General features: G+C 72.7%; 12 protein-coding genes. 7 read left to right on the forward strand and 5 right to left on the reverse strand.

Annotated features, from left to right (window positions below):
- Window positions 1-112: 112 nt before the first annotated feature.
- Together LZG04_RS20610 and LZG04_RS20615 are read left to right on the forward strand one after the other, a co-directional pair.
- Window positions 113-277 (forward strand): hypothetical protein, encoded by a 165-nt coding sequence (locus LZG04_RS20610; protein ID WP_233819380.1) that lies wholly within the window; start codon window positions 113-115, stop codon window positions 275-277.
- A 177-nt stretch (window positions 278-454) separates the two neighbouring features.
- A complete protein-coding gene (locus tag LZG04_RS20615) occupies window positions 455-922 on the forward strand; it encodes a peroxiredoxin (RefSeq protein WP_233819381.1) in 468 nt (155 codons plus the stop codon).
- Between the two features lie 54 nt (window positions 923-976).
- Here LZG04_RS20615 and LZG04_RS42620 read toward each other — a convergent pair whose 3' ends face one another.
- From LZG04_RS42620 to LZG04_RS20640, 5 genes are all read right to left on the reverse strand, one after another.
- The gene (locus LZG04_RS42620; protein WP_233819382.1) at window positions 977-2,050 is read right to left on the reverse strand and encodes an NADP-dependent oxidoreductase; all 1,074 of its coding nucleotides are present in this window, start codon (window positions 2,048-2,050) and stop codon (window positions 977-979) included.
- Entirely contained in the window at window positions 2,047-3,762 is a 1,716-nt protein-coding gene (locus tag LZG04_RS20625) for an NAD(P)/FAD-dependent oxidoreductase (protein WP_233819383.1), read from the reverse strand. The genes LZG04_RS42620 and LZG04_RS20625 overlap by 4 nt, the downstream gene beginning before the upstream one ends.
- Window positions 3,759-5,462: an NAD(P)/FAD-dependent oxidoreductase gene (locus LZG04_RS20630; protein WP_233819385.1), complete on the reverse strand. Its 1,704-nt coding sequence runs from the start codon at window positions 5,460-5,462 to the stop codon at window positions 3,759-3,761. The genes LZG04_RS20625 and LZG04_RS20630 overlap by 4 nt, the downstream gene beginning before the upstream one ends.
- Complete coding sequence (locus LZG04_RS20635; protein ID WP_233819386.1) at window positions 5,452-14,781, reverse strand: non-ribosomal peptide synthetase/type I polyketide synthase; 9,330 nt, start codon at window positions 14,779-14,781, stop codon at window positions 5,452-5,454. The genes LZG04_RS20630 and LZG04_RS20635 overlap by 11 nt, the downstream gene beginning before the upstream one ends.
- A 119-nt stretch (window positions 14,782-14,900) precedes the next feature.
- Window positions 14,901-15,848, reverse strand: a complete 948-nt coding sequence (locus LZG04_RS20640) for a sterol desaturase family protein (RefSeq protein WP_233819387.1) — start codon at window positions 15,846-15,848, stop codon at window positions 14,901-14,903.
- Window positions 15,849-16,768: 920 nt separating this feature from the next.
- Between LZG04_RS20640 and LZG04_RS20645 the strand changes: the two genes are divergently transcribed.
- From LZG04_RS20645 to LZG04_RS20665, 5 genes are read left to right on the forward strand one after another with little or no spacing between them, the layout of a single operon-like run.
- A complete protein-coding gene (locus LZG04_RS20645; RefSeq protein ID WP_233819388.1) occupies window positions 16,769-17,116 on the forward strand; it encodes an antibiotic biosynthesis monooxygenase in 348 nt (115 codons plus the stop codon).
- The gene (locus LZG04_RS20650) at window positions 17,098-17,703 is read left to right on the forward strand and encodes a SchA/CurD-like domain-containing protein (protein ID WP_233819389.1); all 606 of its coding nucleotides are present in this window, start codon (window positions 17,098-17,100) and stop codon (window positions 17,701-17,703) included. The genes LZG04_RS20645 and LZG04_RS20650 overlap by 19 nt, the downstream gene beginning before the upstream one ends.
- Entirely contained in the window at window positions 17,700-18,119 is a 420-nt protein-coding gene (locus tag LZG04_RS20655) for a cupin domain-containing protein (RefSeq protein ID WP_233819390.1), read from the forward strand. Before LZG04_RS20650 ends, LZG04_RS20655 begins: the two co-directional genes overlap by 4 nt.
- Complete coding sequence (locus LZG04_RS20660; RefSeq protein WP_233819391.1) at window positions 18,116-19,372, forward strand: beta-ketoacyl synthase; 1,257 nt, start codon at window positions 18,116-18,118, stop codon at window positions 19,370-19,372. Before LZG04_RS20655 ends, LZG04_RS20660 begins: the two co-directional genes overlap by 4 nt.
- A complete protein-coding gene (locus LZG04_RS20665) occupies window positions 19,369-20,601 on the forward strand; it encodes a beta-ketoacyl synthase N-terminal-like domain-containing protein (RefSeq protein ID WP_233819392.1) in 1,233 nt (410 codons plus the stop codon). Before LZG04_RS20660 ends, LZG04_RS20665 begins: the two co-directional genes overlap by 4 nt.
- The last annotated feature ends 1 nt before the right edge of the window (window position 20,602 follow it).

Consider the following 20,602-nt stretch of genomic DNA (forward strand, 5'->3'; position numbering starts at 1 on the left):
CGCGTTCGTCGCCTCGCCGTGACCAGCGGCGGGCCGCGGCGCAGCCGGCCCTTACCTCAAGTCTTGCCCAAATCAGGTGCGGATGTGACCGGGGTCTCCCTAGCCTTCCCCCATGAGACTGCTGCTGTGGATCGCACTCACGTGCGCACTGGCGGTCGAGGGGGCCATGGTCCTTCCGCTGGTGGCGGGCGTGCTGCTGGTCGGCTGCGCCGAGGCGCGCCGCCGCCGGGCACCTCGACCGCCCGCCCGGATGCGACAAGACCTCCTCGCCGGCTGACGGGGCGCGACCCGATCCGTGCGCGACGCCGCGCACGGTGGTCGACCCGTGCCCGGACCGCTCGTCGTCGGCGGGTCCGGCCCGCGCCGGGCCGACGTCACGGCCAGTCCACTGCGGACGGTCGACGTCACTGCAATGGCGGGACGCGGTGCGCTTGCGGCGCAATACGATCGAGCCATGGACAAGGGTGAGCTGGTTCCCGATTTCACGTTGCTCGACCACAAGGGGCAGGAGCGGTCGCTGGCGGAGTTCACCGCCGCCGGTCCCGTGGTGGTCTTCTTCTACCCCGCGGCCATGACACCGGGCTGCACGATGGAGAGCTGCCACTTCCGCGACCTCGCGGCCGAGTTCGCCGAGGTGGGCGCGCAGCGGGTCGGGATCAGCGCCGACCCGGTCGACAAGCAGCGGGAGTTCGCCGAGGCCAACGGGTTCGACTACCCCCTGCTGTCCGATCCGGACGGTGCGGTGGCCGCGATCTTCGGCGTGCGGCGGAAGGTGCCGCTGCCGGGCGCGCTGTCGGCCCTGCGGACCCGGCGCTGGACGTTCGTCATCGGCCCGGACCGCCGGGTGCTGGAGGTCGTCAAGAGCGAGACCCGGATGGAGGTGCACGCCGACCTTGCCCTGCGGGCGCTGCGCTCCGCCTGAGCGGAGGCGCCCGGTGGCGTCGGCCACCGGGCGCCTCGTCCGACCTCGCGCCGGCTACAGCTCGACCAGCACCTTGCCCCGCTTCGCCGCACGGTCGACGAACAGGCTGCGGTAGGCGTGCGGGATCGCGTCGAACCCGTGGTGGACGGTGTGGTCGTAGACCACCTCGCCCGACGCCACCAGCGGGCCGAACCGCTCCTCCAGGTCCTTCACGCAGGCCGGGTCCTCCAGCCACTCCAGCGAGAAGATGCCGCGCACGGTGGCCCTGGGACGCATGAGCAGCGGCAGCAGCCGCGGCCCTTCCTGCGGGCCGCCCGCCTGGCTCTCGAACTGGGCGCACACGGCGATCTCGGAGCCCACCGCCAGCACGCCGAACACCTCGTCGGTCAGGACGCCGCCCAGGGTGTCGAGGTAGCGGTCCACGCCGTGCGGGAACACCTCGGCGAGCCGGGCGCGCACCTGCTCGGCCGGATCGCCGGGCCGGTACTCGATCACCTCGTGGAACCCGAGTTCGCGCAGGTGGTCGGCCTTCTCCGGGTAGCCGGTGGTGCCGACCACCCGGCCGCCGGCGCGTCGGGCCAACTGCCCGGCCACCGAGCCGATCGCCCCGCTCGCGCCGCTGATCAGCACGTTGTCGCCGGGCCGCACGTGCAGCACCTTGGTCATCGCGCCCCACGCGGTCATGCCCGGGCCGCCGAGCGCGCTGATCGCGGTGTACAGCGGCACGGTGTTGCCGTACAGCTGCGGGTCCAGCGCGCGGAACCCCGGGAACACCAGCGGCGCCGCGCTGCCGACGTGCCAGGTCGACGCCCACGGTTGCGGGGCGCCCGTGCTGATGACGTGGCTGCGCCACCCGCCGAACCCCTGCACGAGGTCGCCGGGTCGGTGCTCGGCGTCGGGACCGGCCCGCAGCACCCGCATCACCGAGTCGGCGCCCATGTGCTCGCCGAGGGGCGTGTCCAGCGCCAGCCCCTGCTGGTACGGGTCGACCGACACGTACAGGGTCTCCAGCAGCATCTCGTCCGGCGCGAGCCGGACGTCGACGTCCTCGACGACCTTCTCGTAGACGCGGTTTACGTCGGGCAGGCCCGGCAGGTGCTCGCGGACCACCCACTTCTCGATCTTCACCCGCGGCTCCCCGCCTGCGCCGCCAGCGGCCGACCCGCGGCCTCGCCGGGCTGTGGTCCCACCGGGATGACGACGTGGGTCGGCGGCGGCGCCGTGTCGTCGACGTGCGCGGTGAACGCGACGCCGTCGTCCCGGCAGATGAACTGCATGACCTGGCGGCCCGCCGCGGCGGCCCGGATCAGGCCGCCGGTGGTCGCCCACACGCCCGCCTGGTAGAAGTCGCGCAGGCCGGGCAGGCCGGGCCCGTACTTCTTCACCAGCTCCTCCAGCGTCTCGCCGCTGTCGACGAACGGCTGCCAGCCCAGCACCGTGCCGTCGTAGTTGCCGGTGTACCTGACCTGCGTGAGGGGCGTCGACAGGTCCCGCGCCACCACCGAGTCCGTGATGCCGGGGTAGCGCTTCTCCAGGTAGCGCATCAGGGCCAGCCTGGTCCTGCGCTTGTTCTCGTAGTAGCCGCGGCCGTGCCGGACCGGCAGCGTGTGCAGCACCTCACCGCCCCGGCGGCGCGTCACCTGCTCGGGGAAGTCGTCCACCTCGCGCCACGGCGCGATGTCGGCGAAGTAGGTCATGTAGACCACGGTGGTGCCCTCGGGCGACAGCTCGGGGTAGTGCCGGCTGCGGAACTGGATGTTGATGCTGGCGTCGCGGATGCCGACGAGGTCGGCCTTCTCCTCGTCGGTCAGCAGGTGCGTCGTGCACGGGTCGCCCTCGGGCACCGGTCGGTTCAGCCCGAGGAACAGGCACACGTAGCCGGGGAACACCATGCCCGGCTTCTCGATGGTCTCGGTGTAGAGCTCCCGGTACTCGTCGGTGAGGTACCGGCCCTTGAGGAACTTCATCATCGTGGTGTGGCCGTCGGCCGCCGACACCACGACGTCGGCGCGGAACTCGCGGCCGTCGTCCAGCCGCACGCCCGCCGCCCGGCCGTCCTCGACGATGATCTCCTCCACCTTGGCGTTGTAGGTGACCTCGCCGCCCAGCCTCAGGTAGCGCTGCTCGATGGACTTGGCCAATCCGAACGACCCGCCCTCGGGGACGCCGGCGGACAGGTTGGCGTGCGAGGCGAGCTGGAAGTAGAACGGCAGCACGGGGAACGCGGGGTGCTTCTCGTACAGCACGTAGTTGAACGCCTCGCGCAGCAGCGGGTCGCGGAACCGCGCCGAGTAGTCCGTCATCAGCGTGCTGATCGACTTGCGGACCACGTTGAAGTACGGGATGAAGGAGGCGAGCATCTTCACCCGCTCCACCGTGCCCATCAGGCCCACCGGCTTGAGGAACGGGTACACCGCGAGGGCGCGGCGGAACTTGCGCAGCCCGCCGCAGAACTCGCGGATCAGCTTGGCGTCGGCCGGCGAGAGGTCGAGCAGGTGCGCTTCGAGCCGGTCGGGGTCGGAGTAGAAGTACACCGAGCGCCCGTCCCGGCCGCGCACGATGTTGAACACGTCGAAGTGGCGCATCTGCTTGCCCTGCAACGCGCCCAGCTCCAGCCAGATCTGGTGCATCTCGTTGCCGGGGCCGTTGCCGAGCAGCCAGCTCACGCAGCAGTCGAAGGTGAACTGGCCGCGGTCCCAGGCGGTGCAGCACCCGCCGGGGATCTCGTGCATCTCGAAGATCCGGCTCTCGTACCCGTTCATCTGGGCGTAGCACCCGGCGGAGAGCCCGCCGAGGCCGGCGCCGATGACGATCATCGTCTTGCGTCGCTCGCCGGTCATGTCCGTGACGTCCTCGCTGTCGGTCGGGCGGCCCGCGGGCGCTCGGTCCAGTTGTCCAGTTGGGGCAGTTCGCCGAGCTTCCCGGCGTGCCACGGCTCGGTGCCGCCGCTCTCCTGCGCGCGGAACGGCACGCCGAGCTCGCGGCACAGGTACTGCACGGCGAACCGGCCCGACGACGCCGCCTTGATCAGGCTGCCGCCGCCGACCCAGTGCCCGGCCAGGTGGAAGCCCGCCAGGCCGGGCAGCGCCAACTTGTCCTTGGCGATCAGCTCGTCGAGCAGGTCGTCCGCTCTGGGCGACTTCCAGGCCAGGATCGCGCCGCGGTGGTTGCCGGTGTAGCGCTCGGTGGTCGCGGGCGTGGCGATCTGGACCAGCTCGATGCGCTCGCCGATGCCGGGGAAGCGGCGTTCCAGGAACTCCCTGATGAACGCGGCCAGCTCGCGCTTGAGGTCCCAGTACGCCCGCCGGTCGGTCTTGCGCAGCGCTTTCCAGGTCTCGAAGTCGCTGAAGTAGTTGCAGTGGATCAGCGACCGGCCCTCGGGCGCGAGCCCCGCGAGCACCCGCGACCTCAGGTGCACCACCAGGCTCTTCTGGAGGGCGCCGGGCAGCCGGGCGGCGTCCTCGTCGGGCAGCAGGTAGGTGGTGCTGACCGGTTCGTCCGCGCCCACGTCGCCGCGGAAGCCGACGAACACCGACACCAGCGCCGGGTACAGCTGCTCCGGGTCGGGCAGCACCTCGTTGAGCAGGGTGTCCAACCGCGGGTTGCTGTGCTCGCCACCCAGCAGCTTGGACACCGTGGTCAACCCGTCGCACGCGGCCACCACGTGGTCGGCGTAGTGCCGTTCGCCGTTGCGCAGCTCCACGCCGACCGCGCGCCCGTCCTCGACGAGCACGCGGACGACCTTGGCGCGGAAGTCGATGCGCCCGCCCAGGCCCGCGTAACGCTCCTCGATCGACCGGGCCAGCCCGAGCGACCCGCCCTGCGGCACGCCCACGTTGCCCTTGTGCGCCTGGGACATCGTGTAGTGGTAAGGCAGCAGGGCGAAGTTCTGCGGGTCCTGGAAGAACATGTTGCGGAACGCCGTGGCCAGGAACGGGTCGCGCAGGCCGTCGGCGAAGTCGGCCATCTGGGTGCCGCCGGTGCGCCAGAACAACCGGAACGCGGGCAGCACCTTGCCGAGCATCCTCAGCTTCTCCCGCCACGACATCAGCGGCGGCGGGGTGAGGAACGGGTGGATGTCCACCCGGCCGAAGCGGCGCAGGTCCGCGCAGAACGCCCGGATCTCCGCCGCGTCGGCGGGCGAGCACGACTCCAGCTCCGCCTGCAACAGGTCGGGGTCGGTGTGGAAGGTGACCGAGCGGCCGTCCTGCGCGACGACCCGGTTGAACTCGCTGAACGTGGTGACCGTCTTGCCGTCCAGCGCGCCGAGCTCCCGCCAGACCTGGTTGGCCTCGTTGTCGGGCGCGGTGCCGTTGAGCCAGTCGATGCAGTAGTCGAGCAGGTAGCCGTCGCGGGCCCAGGCCGTGCAGCAACCGCCGGGCAGCACGTGCGACTCGAAGATCCGCGTCTCCAGGCCGCTCATCTGGCCGTAGCAGCCGACCGCCATGCCGGCCACGCCGGCGCCGATCACGATGACCCTGGGTTTGACGTCGGGGGTGCGGGTCCGCCGCTCCCAGACGACCCTGGCGTTACGCGACATCGCGGACACCTCCCGCCTGGAGGACGGCGCGCAGCAGGTCGGCGTTGCGGGTCAGGTGCTCCCCGTCCAGCATCTCCGCGTGCACGCCGGACCCGGCCAGCACGGTGGTGCCCGAACCGGACGCGCCGTGCCACGTGCCGTGCGCGGACGCGGCGTAGAACTCGACCTTCTGCTCGTCGGAGATCACCGTGACCGGCCCGGACACCGTGCCCAGGTTCGGCGTGGCGCTGGAGTAGTGCAGGTACTCGCGCGCCTGCCGCATGGTCTCCTCCGCCACGGTGGCCGAGCCGGTGTGCCGGGCCAGGTGCTCGGACAGCTCGTGCTCGAACTCCGCCACGTGCTCCTCGGCCAGGGTGAACCGCTCCGGGATCCGGTAGGAGTCCATGATCACCACGTGCGCCGCCACGTGCCCGCGCCGTTCCAGCTCCTTGGCCACCTCGAAGGCGAGGTTGCCGCCGAGCGAGTAGCCGAACAGCTGGTAGGGCCCCTGTGGCTGCAACGACTCCACGAGGTCGGCGTACTCGGTCACCTTGCCGTCGCCGGGGACGTAGTTGAACGCGGCGAGCCGGTGCTCGCCCAGGTGCGCGGCCAGCAGCCGGTAGACCAGGCCGTGCCCGCCCGCCGGCGGGAAGCAGAACAGCGTCGGCTCCCGGTCGGGGTTGAACACCAGGTACGGCTTCGCGCCGGCGATCTGCCCGGTGACGATGTGCTCGACCGTCTTGGCCATGCCGCGCAGGGTGGTCACCCGGAACAGCAGGCTCACCGGGATGGTGATGGCGAACTCGGTCTGGAGGTGGTGGATCAGCTCGATCAGCGTGATCGAGCTGCCGCCGGACTCGAAGAAGTCCTGTTCCAGGCCCACGCGGTCGACCGCCAGCAAGGACTGCCAGTGCTTGGCGGTGCGCACCTCGTACAGCGTGACCGGGGGCTCGTAGGCGATGTCGTCCACCGCGGCGGGCAGCGGCAGCGCGTCCACGTCCACCTTGCCGTTGGAGGTCAACGGCAGTTCCGGCACCGCGACGAGGTGGGCCGGGATCATGAACGTGGGCAGGTACTCGCCCAGGTGGGCGCGCAACGCCCGGCTGTCGAGCTCGGTGCCCTCGGTCGGGACGCAGTAGGCGAACAGGGTGTCCTCGCCGCGCGCGTCGGGGCGCACCAGCACCACCGCCTGCGCCACGCCGGGCCACCGGGTCAGCTGGGCCTCCACCTCGCCGACCTCGACGCGGTGGCCGCGCACCTTCACCTGGCCGTCGGCCCGGCCCAGCAGCTCGACCACGCCGTTCGCGGTCCAGCGGGCGAGGTCGCCGGTCCGGTACAGCCGGACCCTCCGCCCGTCCAGGTCGCGGGTGGCGAAGCGCTGCGCCGTCTGCTCGGGGTCGCCCACGTAGCCCCCGGCGACACCGCCGCCGCCGATCCACAGCTCGCCGACGACGCCCTGCGGCACCGGTTCGCCCCGCTCGTCGAGCAGGTACAGCGCCGAGTTGGGCAACGGCCGCCCGATCGGCACCACCCGGCCGGGTTCCAGGTCGTCGACCGGGCCTTCGAAGAACGCGCTGTCGATGGTGGCCTCGGTGAGGCCGTAGGAGTTGACCACCCGGGTGTCCGGGCCGCACAGGCCCTTGAGCCGCCGGTACTCCTCGACCTTCCACACGTCGGAGCCGACGACCAGCAGCCGCATGAAGTCCAGCCGCGCGCCGGTCCGCTCGCAGTGGCCCATCAGGCCGCGCACGATCGCGGGGACGAACTCGGCGCTGTCCACGCCCTCGGTCACCATCGTGTCGTACAGGCGCGCGGTGTCGAACAGCAGGTCACGCGGGACCAGCACCAGCGTGCCGCCCGAGCACAGCGCCCGGACCAGGTCGCCGGTGAACACGTCGAACGCGAAGCCCGCCATCTGCAGGTGCACCCGCGCGTCGGTGTCGAGCCGGTACTCCTGCCGCCAGGCGGCGAAGGCCGACGCGAGGTTGCGGTGCGTGACGCGGACGGCCTTCGGCGTGCCGGTGGAACCGGAGGTGTAGATGACGTAGGCCGTGCTGTCCGGGTCGACCGGTTCCAGGTCGTCGTCGCCGGCGGTCGTGCCGGCGGCCAGGTCGGCCACGTCGACGACCGGTGCGGAGAGCCCGGCCAGCCGGTCGCGGGTGCGCCCGTCGGACACCAGGAAGGCGGTGCCCGCCGTGCGGACCATGTGCTCCAGTCGTTCGGTCGGGTAGTCGGGGTCCAAGGGCAGGTAGGCGCCGCCCGCCTTGAGCACGGCGAGCAGGGCGACCACCAGGTCGGCCGACTTCTCCAGGCACAGGGCCACCACCGCGCCGTCCCGCACGCCCCGCGCGCGCAGCACGTGGGCCATGCTCGTGGCCCGCCGTTCCAGGTCGGCGTAGGTGAGCCGGTCGGCCCCCGAGTCGGCGGGCGTCACGACGGCGACGGCGTCCGGGGTGGCCGCCGCGGCCTCGGCGACCAGCGTCGTCACCGGCACGTCCGCGGGCGCGGTGCGGGCCGCCCCGCTCCACTCGTCCAGGATCGCGGCGCGCTCGGCCGGCCGGAGCAGGGCGAGCTCACCGGTGGACGTGTCGGGGGACGCGCCAGTGAGGCTGTCGAGCAGGGTCACGTAGTGGCCGGCCATCCGGCTGACCGTCTCGGCGAAGAACAGGTCGGTGTTGTACTTGAACGCGCAGTGGAACCGCTGGTCCGCCTCGTCCTCGTAGACCGAGAGCGTGAGGTCGAACTGGCCCTCCTCCTCGGGCAGCTCGATGTACTCCAGGCGGTAGCCGTACTTCTCGGTGGACACCTTGTGCGCCAGCAGGATGAACATCGCCTGGAACACCGCCGACCGGCTCGGGTCGTGGCGCAGGCCCAGCTCCTCCACCAGCAGCACGAACGGGTACTCCTGGTTGTCCAGTCCGTTGAGGACGGTCGAGCGGACCTGGGCGAGCAGGCTGCCGACGTCCGGTGCGGCCGACAGGTCCGCCCGCAGCGGCAGGGGGTTGACGAAGTAGCCGTAGACCGAGGCGAAGTCCTCCTCGGTGCGGCCGGTCACCGGGCTGCCGACGATGATGTCGTCCTGCCCGGAGTAGCGGCTCAGCAGCAGGTAGTAGGCGGCCAGCAGCACCACGAACACGGTGACGTCGTGCTCGCGGGCCAACCGGTGCACGCGGGCGCTGAGGTCGGTGTCCAGGACGAAGAACTCCGACGCGCCGTTGTCGGTCTGCACGACCGGCCGCGGCTTGTCGGTCGGCAGGTTCAGCACCGGCGTGCGCTCGGGCAGGTGCCCGCGCCAGTACTCCAGCATCCGGCCGGCGTCGGGACTGGCCAGGAACCTGTTCTGCCAGTTGAGGAAGTCCAGGTACTGCGCGGTCGGCTCGGGCAGCCGCACCGCCTCACCGCGACGGAGTCCCTCGTAGACCGACAGCAGCTCCTCGATGAACGTGAACGTGGAGATGGCGTCGGAGATGATGTGGTGCACCGCCTTCATGATCACCCAGCGGTCGGGGCCGCGGCGGAAGAGCCGGAAGCGCACGAGCGGGTCGTGCTCCAGGTCGTACGGCTCGCGGTACTCGGCGATGATCATCCGGTAGATCTCGTCCCAGTCGCGGTCCGCCACGTCGAACAGGGCGACGTCGGCCTCCGCGGACGCCGAGATCTGCTGGATCGCCTGTCCCTTCTCCATGGTGAAGTTCGCGCGCAGCAACGGGTGGCGGGCGATGAGCGTGCGCACCGCGTCGAACATCAGCTCCGGGTCCAGCTCGGCGGCCACCTCGACCGCGCCGCCGATGTTGTAGGCGAAGCCGTCGGGGTTGAGCTGCTTGAGGAACCACAGGGCCTTCTGGTTCTGCGTCAACGGGAACCGGTGGGCGTCGGTGAACACCTCCACCGCGGTCTCGTCCTGGTCACCGGTGGCGGCGTGCGCGATCAGGCCCGCGTGCACCTGCTCGACCAGCTCGGCCACCGGCGTGCCGCTGAGCAGGGCGACCACCGGCAGGCTGACCTTCAGCTCGGTGGTGATCCTGGCCCGCAGCTCCATCGCCAGCAGGGAGTCCAGGCCGGCCGCGGTGAGCCCGGAGGACGGCTCGACCTGCTCGGCGGGCACCCTCAGCACGCCCGCCACGATGTCGGTGAACCGCTCGGCCACCAGTTCCCGCCGGGTTGCGGCGTCAGCGGCGCGGAAGGTGTCCAGGAAGCTGCCGGACTCGGCCGGTGCGGAGTCCGCCGCGGCGGCGGCGAGCGCGCTGACCAGCGGCGGCGTCGTGCCGTACCAGGACAGGAACACCGACCAGTCGGCGACCGTGGCCACCAGCAGCTGGGGCTCGTCCTGGCCGATCACCCGCTCCAGCGCGGCCATGCCGGCTTCCGGTGACAGCGAGGTCATCCCCCGGCTGACCCGGTAGTGCTCCACCAGGCCCAGCTCCTCGATCATGCCGGTGGCCCACGGCCCCCAGTCGATGCTGAGCGCGGGCAGGCCGCGGGCCCGGCGGTGGTGCGCCAGCGCGTCCAGGAAGGCGTTGCCGGCGGCGTAGTTGGTCTGCCCGGCGGTGGACAGCAGCGACGCGATCGAGGCGAACAGCACGAAGTGGTCGAGCGGCTCGTCGCGCAGGTGGTGGTGCAGCAGGTAGGCGCCGACGACCTTGGGGTCGTGCACGGCGTCGAAGCCCGTGCGGTCCATCGCCGGGACGAGGGTGTCCCGGACGTGGCCCGCGAGGTGGAACACGCCCCGGATCGGTTGGGCGTGCTCACGGCGGTAGTCCGCCAACCACGTGACCAGCGACCGCTCGTCGGTGATGTCCACCGGGGCGAGGATCACCTGCGCGCCCAGGGCTTCCAGGTCGCGGACGAACCGCACCGACCGGCCGACCGGGGTGTCGCGGTCGATCATGCTCCACCAGGCCCGCTCGGGCAGCCTGGTGCGGCCGACCAGGATCAGCCGGCGCGCCCCCCGGGCGGCCAGCGTGCGGCAGAGCAGTTGGCCGAGCGCGCCGAACGCGCCGGTGACCAGGTAGCTGCCGTCCGGGCGCAGGCTCAGCGGCAGGGGCTGGGTCAGCTCGGGCGCGGCCGGGAGCAGCCTGCTGGTGTGCCGGTCCGCGCCGCGCAGGGCGACCTCGTCGACCACGCCGACGCCCTCGACCTCCGCGTCGAACGGCGCCAGCACCTCGCGCAGCAGCGCGTCGACCTCGGCGCGGCGGGCCTCCGGTCCGACCGGTCCGGTGGGGTCCAGGTCGATCAGCTTGCCCCGGTGGGCGGTCAGCTCCTGGTGCCACAGCACCCGGCCGATCCCCCACGCCCGTGCGCCCAGGGGCCGCACCAGGTCCTGTTCCGCCACGGCCTGCGCGCCCCGGGTGACCACGTGCACCCGGCCGGTCAGCTCACCGGCCAGCAGCGCCTGCGCGAGGACGACCAGCGAGTACGCGCCTTGACCGGTGGCGCGGTCGAGGTCGGCGCGGGTCAGGCCGTCCAGGTCCGGCTGGTCCAGGTTCCACAGGTGCACCACGCCCTCGAACCGCGTGCCGTGCTCCTCGGCGAGGTCCGCGGCCAGCCGGGAGAGGTCGCCGAGCTCCCCGGCGGTGACCGTCGACTCCCACCGGCCGCGCCGGTAGCCGAGCCCGGGCCGCACGAGGTGGCAGTGCCTGCCGGTGGCGCGCAACGCCGCCGCGAGCTCGTCCGCGACGCCGCCCGAGTCGGCCAGCAGCAGCCAGCGGCCCTCGGCGTGCTCGGGTTCGGGCGCGGGCGGGCACACCGGCCAGGCGACCTTGGCCAGCCAGCTGTCGACGGTGGCCCGGCCGACCGCCGTGGCGGCCTTCTCCACGTCGGCGGCGCGGAACCCGCGCACGTCACCGAGCGGGGTGCCGTCGGCCGCGTAGACCCGGATGTCGCCGACCAGGTCGCCGCCGTCGCGGTCGGTGATCACGGCGTGCGCCCACAGCTCCTGGTCGCCCACCGGGTCGAGCCGGACCTCCTCGATCGACAGCGGCAGCCGGATGCCCGTGCCCGGCGCGGGCGGCGCGGCCAGCAACGGCGTGAGCAGGGTCTGGAAGCACGAGTCGAGCAGCACCGGGTGCACGTGGTGCCCGGAGGCGTCGATGCCCGCGGTGGGTCGGATGCGGGCCAGCGCCTCGCCCTCGGACACCCACACCTCGGCGATGCCCTGGAACGCCGGGCCGTAGTGGTAGCCCAACCCGGCCAGCTCGGTGTAGCAGTCGGGGCCCGCGACGAGCCGTTCGGCCCGGCCGCGGACGGCGTCGAGGTCCAGTGGGGCCACCGGTCCCCCGCGCTGCCCGGCGCGCACCACGCCCGCCGCGTGCACGACGCGCTCCTGCGCGGGATCGGTGACCGAGGCGATGGTGAACCCGGCGTTCTCACCGGAGAACGACAGCCGCACCGTCCTGGACTCGGTGTCGGACACGAACAACGCCTTGCGCAGTTCGAGGTCGGCGATCGCGGCCGACGCGCCGCCGGTCAACGCGCGCACGGCCTGCGCGGCCATCTCCACGTACCCGGCGGCGGGGAACAGGGCGTTGCCCTCGATGCGGTGGTCGTCGAGGTACGGCAGGTCCTCGACGTCGATCCGGGCCTCCCAGGTGGGCTCGGCGCCCGCGACGCGGCGACCGAGCAGCGGGTGGTCGCGGTGGCCGAGGCGGATCTGCTCGACCGACGCGGGCTCCACCCAGTACCGGTCGCGCCGCCACGGGTAGCGCGGCAACGGCACCGGCGACCCGGCGGGCTGGAGCACCGCCCAGTCCAGCGGGACGCCGAGGGTGTGCAGCTCGGCCACGGAGCGGTTCAGCCGGGCGGGCTCGTCCTCCATGCGGCGGATCGACGGCACGGCACGGCCCTCGATGCCGTGCGCGGCCAGGCACTCGGCGATGGAGTGCGCGAGCACCGGGTGCGGGCCGATCTCCAGGAACAACCGGTGGCCGTCGACGGCGATGGCGTCCACGGCGGCCCGGAAGCGCACGCGGTCGCGCACGTTGTCCCACCAGTACCCGCCGTCCAGCTCCGGGCCGCGGGCGCGGCCCTCCCGCCCGGTGAGGTACAGCGGCACGGTCGCCGGTTCGGGGCGCAGCCCGGACAGGGCGGTGACCAGCTCGTCCTTGATCGCCTCCATGCGGGCGCTGTGGTAGGGCACCCGGACGGCGAGGAACTTCGCGAACACGCCGGCCGCGGTCAGCGCGTCGCGCACCTCGCCGAGGGCGTCCTCGTCACCGGCCAGCGTCACCGACGTCGGTGAGTTGACCGCGGCGACGGACACGCGGTCGCCGTAGGGCCGCACGTGGGCGCTCGCCTCGTCCTCGGTCAGGCCGACGGCGAGCATCGTGCCGGTGCCGACCAGCTTCTGCTGGAGCCGGCTGCGTTGCAGGACCACGTCGACCGCGTCGGCCAGCGAGTACACGCCCGCCTCGTAGAACGCGGCGATCTCACCGGTGCTGTGCCCGACGATGGCGGCCGGGCGCACGCCCCGCGCGCGCCACACGGCCGCCAGGGCGATCTGGACCGCGAAGTTGGCGGGCTGGGCGAGCCAGGTCTCCGCCATCGCCGAGTCGGCCTCGTCGGCGGCCATCTGCTCGATCAGCGACCACCCGGCCTGCTTGCGGATCTCCGCGTCGACCTGTTCGACCACCGCGCGGTACACCGGGTCGGCGGCCATCATGCCGCGCCCCATGCCCCACCACTGCGGGCCCATGCCGGTGAACACCCACACCGGGTCGCGCGGTTCGGCGGGCGCCTGGTTCTCGACCACGTCGGGGTGCGCTTCGCCCCGCTCGCGGGCGGCCAGCGCCGCGTCCAGGTCGTCGGCGGTGGAGTAGGCGATCGCCAACCGGTGCTCGTGGTGCTGGCGACGGTGCGCCAGGGTGTGCGCGACGTCGGTGACCGACGCGCCCGCGGCCAGCTCACGGCGGATGCCCGCGGCCAGCTCGCCCAGCGCGCCGGGGTCGCGGGCGGACAGCGGCAGCACGGTCCGCGCCGGGGTCGCGGCGGGGTCGACCTGGGAGCGCGACGCGCGCGGCGGCGCCTCTTCGAGCAGGACGTGGGCGTTGGTGCCGCCGAAGCCGAAGGAGTTCACGCCCGCGAGGGCCGGACCCTCGTGCTCGGGCCACGGCACGACCTCGGTGGGGATCTCGAAGGGCAGCGCGTCCAGGTCGATCTCGGGGTTGACCCGGTCGAGGTTGATGTGCGGCGGGATGAGCCGGTGCTTGAGCGCCAGCGTCGTCTTGATCAGGCCCGCGATGCCCGCGGCGGACTCGGTGTGGCCGATGTTGGTCTTGACCGAGCCCACGTAGCAGCGGGCTCCCGGGGCGCGTCCCTCGGCCAGCGCACGGCCCAGCGCGTTGGCCTCGATCGGGTCGCCGACCGGGGTGGACGTGCCGTGCGCCTCCACGTACTGCAGGTCGCCCGGGGTGATGCCCGCCTCCGCGCAGACCCGCTTGATCAGCTGGACCTGGGCGTCGGCGCTGGGCACGGTGATGCCGTTGGTGCGGCCGTCCTGGTTGACGCCGGTGCCGATGATCACCGCGTGGATCGGGTCGCCGTCGCGCTCGGCGTCGGCGAGGCGCTTGATGGCGACCATGCCCACGCCCTCGGCGCGCACGTAGCCGTTGGCGGCGGCGTCGAAGGTCCGCGAACGCCCCTGTGGGGACAGGAACCCGCCCTTGGTCTCGGCGATCGTGTACTGCGGGGTCAGGTGCAGCAGGGTGCCGCCCGCGAGCGCCAGGTCGGTCTCTCCGCGCAGCAGGCTCTGGCAGGCCAGGTGCACCGCCACCAGCGACGAGCTGCACGCGGTGTCGATGGAGACGCTGGGTCCGCGCAGGTCGAGGCAGTAGGAGATCCGGTTCGACACCATCGTCATCATCGTGCCGGTGGCGGTGTGCGCGGCCAGCGTCTGGAAGCTCAGGTCGGCGAACTGGAGGATCTTGTAGTCCAGCGTGAACGCGCCGACGTACACGCCGACGTCCGAGCCGGCCAGCTCACCAGGCCGTTGCCCGCCGTCCTCCAGCGCCTCCCACGCGACTTCCAGGAGCTTGCGCTGCTGCGGATCCATGTGCTCGGCCTCGCGCGGGCTGATGCCGAAGAACGCGGGGTCGAACTCGTCGAAGCCGTCGATGTAGCCCCCGCGACCGCCGACCAGCCTGCCCGGCTTCGCCTTGTCGCGGCTGCCGAGGGTGCCCACGTCGTAGCGGTCCGGCGGCGTGTCGGTGATGCAGTCCTTGCCGTCGAGGAGGTTCTGCCAGAACGTGCGGTGGTCGGACGCGCCGCCGGGCAGCCGGCAACCGATGCCGATGATCGCCAGCCGGTTGTCCCGAGGTGATGTGCTCGTGGACGTGCTTTTGGGCATGGATTCGAAATCCTTCGCGAGAGCAGCGCGAACCGCCGCCGCAGGTGGCGGCGGGCCGCTGGAGAGATCCGGCGTTGGGGCCGGCGCAGGGAGGTGGTGGTGCGGGGGTCGGGTGGGGGTCAGGGTCGGGTCCCGCCGCCGGGCTCCTCGACGCGCCGCCTCGGGCGGATCGGGTGCAGGAGGCTCGCGACGAGGGACTCGGTGCGGGGGAACGACATCGGGTCGAACAGGCCGATCGCCCGGGGAGTGCGTCCGGGCACCCAGGTGTAGCTGCGGAAGAGGTGGTCCCAGATGGCCAGGTCGGAGCCGTAGTGGCCGGCTTCCTCGGGGTTGTTGCTGTGGTGCAGCCGGTGCTGTTCGGGACTGGCCAGGACGTGGTTGAAGCGGCCGAGCCGCACGTCCACGTTCGCGTGCGTGAAGTAACCCTGGGCGGTCACGAACATGCCCACGACGAGGACCGAGTCGGCGGAGAATCCGGCCAGGGCGAGCGAGAGCTGGACCACGCCTTGGGCCAGGACGATGTCAAAGACGTGGTTGACGCCGTTGTTGCCGACGTTCACCTTGGCCGGCACGTGGTGCACGCCGTGGAACCGCCACAGGAAGCGGTTGGTGTGCCCCAACCGGTGCATGACATAGCTGCCGAGAGAACCGAGCAGCAGTGCGGCGGGAATTTCTGCCCAAACGGGCAACGACGGGTCGAGGGGCGCGACCACGCCCACCACGAGGGTGACCACGAATTGGGCGACGCCCGCGCCGACCGCGGTCAGGATGAAGTAGGCGCCGTACCAGCCCCATTCCCGCGCGGTCGGGTGCCAATCCGGGTTGAACGGGATGACGCGCTCCAGCACCGTGAAGTAGCCGACCACGCCGAGCAGGAACAGCGGGCTGACCACCGACGGCGGCCAGTCCAGCAGCACCACCGCCACGCCGGTACCCATTACCAGCAACAACAGGACCGGGTAGGCCACCCGGCGCAGCACCCCGCGGGACACCACCGGCCCGTACGCGTCCGACGGCGAATCGACACCCTGCTCGCGCAACAATTTCGCCCGCCTTTCCGGGAGCACCGTGAATCCACCCGGCGATTCCGTGTCGAATGATTGCCGCCCAGTCGTCGTTGACCGTGCGCAAGGGACCGTGGACGGCTCGTGGACAACCGCGCGGAGGACGATGCGGTGCCGTCCCGCCACAAATTACGAGCCCACCATACGAGTGTGATCACGACCCGCTCAATCAGCCGACCGGCTGAGCGGCCCAGTCAACGCTGTATGGAATTTCCAGGCGACCTGTCGTGAACCGACCCAAAAAAGCGGGATCGGCCAAGTGGCGGAAACAGTCCTCATGGGAACGACTCGAACTGCCCCGATCCACCGGCGGCCGATCGGTATTCCACGTCGGTTTCCCCGGAACACCTCGCCGTCTCCGCACATCTACGGCCAGGCCGTATGGACACAAAAGACCATTGGGGTGTGATGGACACCACGGGTGTTCACTCTTACGCGCCTCAACACGCACCCACAGACACGAGGAGGGGCGCCCACCGCATTTCGAAGCCGGCAAGCCCTTCCTTCGGCATTCCGCGCGGCGCGCGGACCGGCCGACCACCCGTCACGCCACAGTGGAGGGTCCACCGGCGGGTGCGGACCTGGTCGATCGTCGCCGCGGTGCCGGTGCGGTCGTGCCGGACCGGCCGGCCCGTAGTCCTGAGTGGACGGACGACGGCGGGGCGACCGGCGGGTGCGAACACCGACCGTGATGCCGGGCCGTGAGCTGTACCCGGTGGGGCGGGTTGCGGACCCGATGATGGCATCGCCGATCCCCTTCTTCCTCCCTCTCCCACGGGCGTGGCGCGGGCATCTGACCTCTCCGGGTGAACGGGTCGTCCCATGGCGGCACCGGCATTGCGACCGGTGGATCGCACTGCCGATGCTGGGTCGAACCCCGCCCGGCGTCCGATCACGACGCCGGCCGACGAAACGCGGTCGCCATGCTGAGAGTCCTGTTCCACCTCCGGTTGACCGAGGGCGCTGAGCAGCGCTTCCTCGACGCCTACGACGCGATCCGGCACCGGGTGGCCGCGGTCGACGGCTACCTGTCCGACCAGGTCTGCCAGTCCGCCGACGACCCGGCGGAGTGGCTCGTCCTCAGCGAGTGGGCCTCACCCGCCCACTTCCTGGCGTGGGAGGCCGGGCCGGAGCACCGCGCCCTGGCCGCGCCGCTGGTGGCGTGCGCGGTCTCGCGCCGGTCGCTGCGTTACGAGGTGCGACGCGCCACCACCGCGGCGGACGCGCGTGCCGACGAGCCGAGGAGCGTGACGTGGGCCGCTACGCGTTGACGTTCCCGGTGAAACCGGGCTCGGAGTCCGCCGTGGCGGAGATCATGTCCGGCTACCGGGGTCCGGCGCCCGGCGGCGCGCCCGGCCGCGCGCGCCCGCTGCTCGACCGCACGTCGGTGTTCATGGTCGGCACGCACGTGGTCCGGCTGATCGACATCCGGTGCACGCCGATCGAGGCGATCCGGCACCTCCGGTCGCAGCCGCACATCCAGGCCGTCGAGACGCTGCTGCAACCGCACCTGCTGCACGGGCGCGACATGTCCGACGAGCCCGGTGTGCGCCGGTTCCTGGCCTCCGCGGTGATGGGGGTGCGGATCGCGCGGTCGGAGCCGACCGGGCGCGCGGACCGGCACGCGACGCTCTACGAGGCCGCACCGGGACGAGGGCGCGAGCTCGCGGCGGCGCTGGTCCGGCAGTTCCCGAACGGGGAGGCGGGCGTCACCGTGTGCCGTCGCCGCGACCTGGTGGTCCGGGTCGTGGAGACCGCCGGCGAGCCGCCGCACCCCATCGCACCGCCCGCCGACCTCGTGCACGAGGTGCGCCCGATGACGCTGGTCACGGACCGCACCGTCAGGCCCGGACCATGAGCGCGCCGACGCACCGGGTGATGAGCCTGGACGACGTGGTCGCCAACCGGCGGCGGGGCGGGGCGCTGCGGATCCTGCTCAGCCCGGTGACCACCGGCTCGACGGCGGGTTTCCTCGGCGTGGCCACCGTGGAGCCGGGCGAGCAGGTGGACGAGCACTACCACCCGTACTCCGAGGAGTTCCTGTTCGTCGTCGAGGGCTCGATCACCCTGGACCTCGACGACGTGCCGCACGCCTTGACCCGGGACCAGGCGGTGCTGGTGCCCATCGGCACCCGCCACCGGCTGCGCAACACCGGTTCGACCACGGCACGCGTGCTGTTCCAGCTCAGCCCGCTGGCCCCCGCGCCCGAGCTCGGGCACGTGGACACCGAGACCGGGGGCACGCGGCACGTCCGCGTGGAGGGAGCCCGGTGATCCGCCGTGCGGTCGTCACGGGTCTGGGGGTCGTCGCGCCGGGCGGCACGGGCACGCCCGCGTTCTGGGACCTGCTGACCGCCGGCCGCACGGCGACCCGGCCCATCTCGCTGTTCCCCGCGTCGGGGTTCCGGTCCCGGATTGCCGCCGAGTGCGACTTCGACCCGCTGGACCACGGGTTGGGCGCCGCCGACGTGGACCGGATGGACCGCTACGCCCAGTTCGCCGCGGTGGCGGCCGACGAGGCGTGGCGGCAGGCGGACCTGTGCGCGCCGGACCCGTGGCGGATCGGGGTGTGCATGGGCTCCGCGGTCGGCGGCACGACGGTGCTCGAACGCGATTACGCCATCACCTCCGCCGAGGGCCGGCGGTGGCTGGTCGACCCGTCGCGGGCGTCGCGGTTCCTGCACCGGGCGTTGTCCCCCAGCGCGCTGGCGGCCGAGGTCGCCGAACGCGTCGGCGCACAGGGGCCGGTGCGCGGTGTCTCCACGGGCTGCACCGCCGGGCTCGACGCGGTCGGTCACGGGGCCCGCCTGGTCGAGGACGGCCGGGCCGACGTGGTGGTGGCGGGCGCGGCCGAGTCGCCGATCTCGCCGATCACGGTGGCCTGCTTCGACGCCATCCGCGCGACCTCGGCCCGCAACGAGGAGCCGGCGACCGCCGCGAGGCCCTTCGACCGCGACCGGGACGGGTTCGTGCTCGGCGAGGGCGCGGCGGTGTTGGTGCTGGAGGAGTCCGACCACGCCCGCCGGCGCGGCGCACGCGCGCTGGCCGAGGTCGGCGGGTTCGCCACCCGCAGCAACGCCCACCACATGACCGGGCTGACCACCGACGGCGTGGAGCTCGCCGAGGCCGCGTGCCGGGCGCTGGAGTCGGCCCGGCGGTCCGCCGCCGACGTCGACTACGTCAACGCGCACGGCTCGGGCACCCGGCAGAACGACCGCCACGAGACCGCCGCCCTCAAGCGGGCGATGGGACGGCACGCGCACGAGGTGCCGGTCAGCTCGATCAAGTCCATGGTCGGCCACTCCCTGGGCGCGATCGGGGCCATCGAGCTGGTCGCCTGCGTGCTGGCCATGGTGCACGGCGTCGTGCCGCCGACCGCGAACCTGCGCACACCCGACCCCGAATGCGACCTGGACTACGTGCCCGGCACGGCCCGCGAGCGCCACCTGCGCACGGTGCTGTCGCTGGGCAGCGGGTTCGGCGGGTTCCAGTCGGCCGTCGTGCTCACCGACCCGGCGCGGTCATGAGCCGCGCGGCCGTGGTCACCGGCTCGGGGGTGGTGGCGCCGACCGGGATCGGTGTCGACGCCTTCTGGTCGGCCGCCGTCGACGGCCGCAGCGCCCTGCGGCCATCGGTCCGGTTCGACTCCGACCCGTACGGCGTGGCGCTGGTGGGCGAGGTCGCCGACTTCGAGGCCGCCGACTGGGTCGAGCCGCGGATCGCGGTGCAAACCGACCGGTTCACCCACTTCGCGCTGGCGGCCGCGTCGATGGCGTTGCGCGACGCGGGACTGGACCCCGCGACCGTGCCGCCGTTCGGGATCGGCGTGATGACCGCGAGCTACTCGGGCGGGGTGGAGTTCGGGCAGCGGGAGATCGAGCGGTTGTGGCGGGACGGGCCGACCCACGTCGGGCCCTACCAGTCCATCGCCTGGTTCTACGCCGCCGGCTCGGGGCAGATCTCCATCGGGCACGGGCTGCGCGGGCCGTCCGGTGTGCTGGTCGCCGACGAGGCGGGCGGGCTGGACGTGGTCGCGGCCGCCGTCGACGAGCTGCGCCGGGGCGCGCTGGCGATGCTGGTGGGCGGCGCGGAGGCCCCGTTCTCCCCGTTCGCGCTGTGCTGCCAGCGGGGTCACGGCCTGCTCAGCGCGAGCGCCGAGCCGACGGCCGCCTACCTGCCGCACACCGACGCCGCGGCGGGCTTCGTGCCCGCGGAGGGCGGGGCGATGCTCGTGGTGGAGAGGGAGGACGTCGCCCGCCGCCACGGCAGGCGCGGCTTGGCGGTCGTGGCCGGGCACGGCGCGACGTTCACCGGCACCGACCTGGTGCGCTCGGCGGAGGGGTTGTGCCGCGCCGCCCGCGCCGCGCTGGCCGAAGCCGGTGCGCGCCCCGAGGACGTGGACGTCGTGTTCCTCGACGCGCTGGCCGACCGGCGGGGTGACGACGCCGAGGCGCGGGCGCTGCGCGAGCTGCTCGGCGTGCGGGCCGGCCGGGTGCCGGTGACCGCGCCCAAGACCGGTTACGGCCGCTGCTACGCGGGCGCGGCGCCGCTGGACGTGGTGGCCGCGGTGCTGGCCATCGACCGCGGTGTCGTCCCGCCGACGCCCAACGTCGACCGCCACCGCCCGGAACTGGACCTGGTCACCCGCCGCGCGCGGGAGGTCGACGTCCGCACGGCGCTGGTCCTGGCCCGAGGGCTGACCGGCGGCAACTCGGCACTGGTGCTGCGGCGCCCCGAACCGGCACGACAGGAGTGAT

The organism is Saccharothrix sp. S26 (genome assembly GCF_021390395.1).
Lineage (GTDB): Bacteria > Actinomycetota > Actinomycetes > Mycobacteriales > Pseudonocardiaceae > Actinosynnema.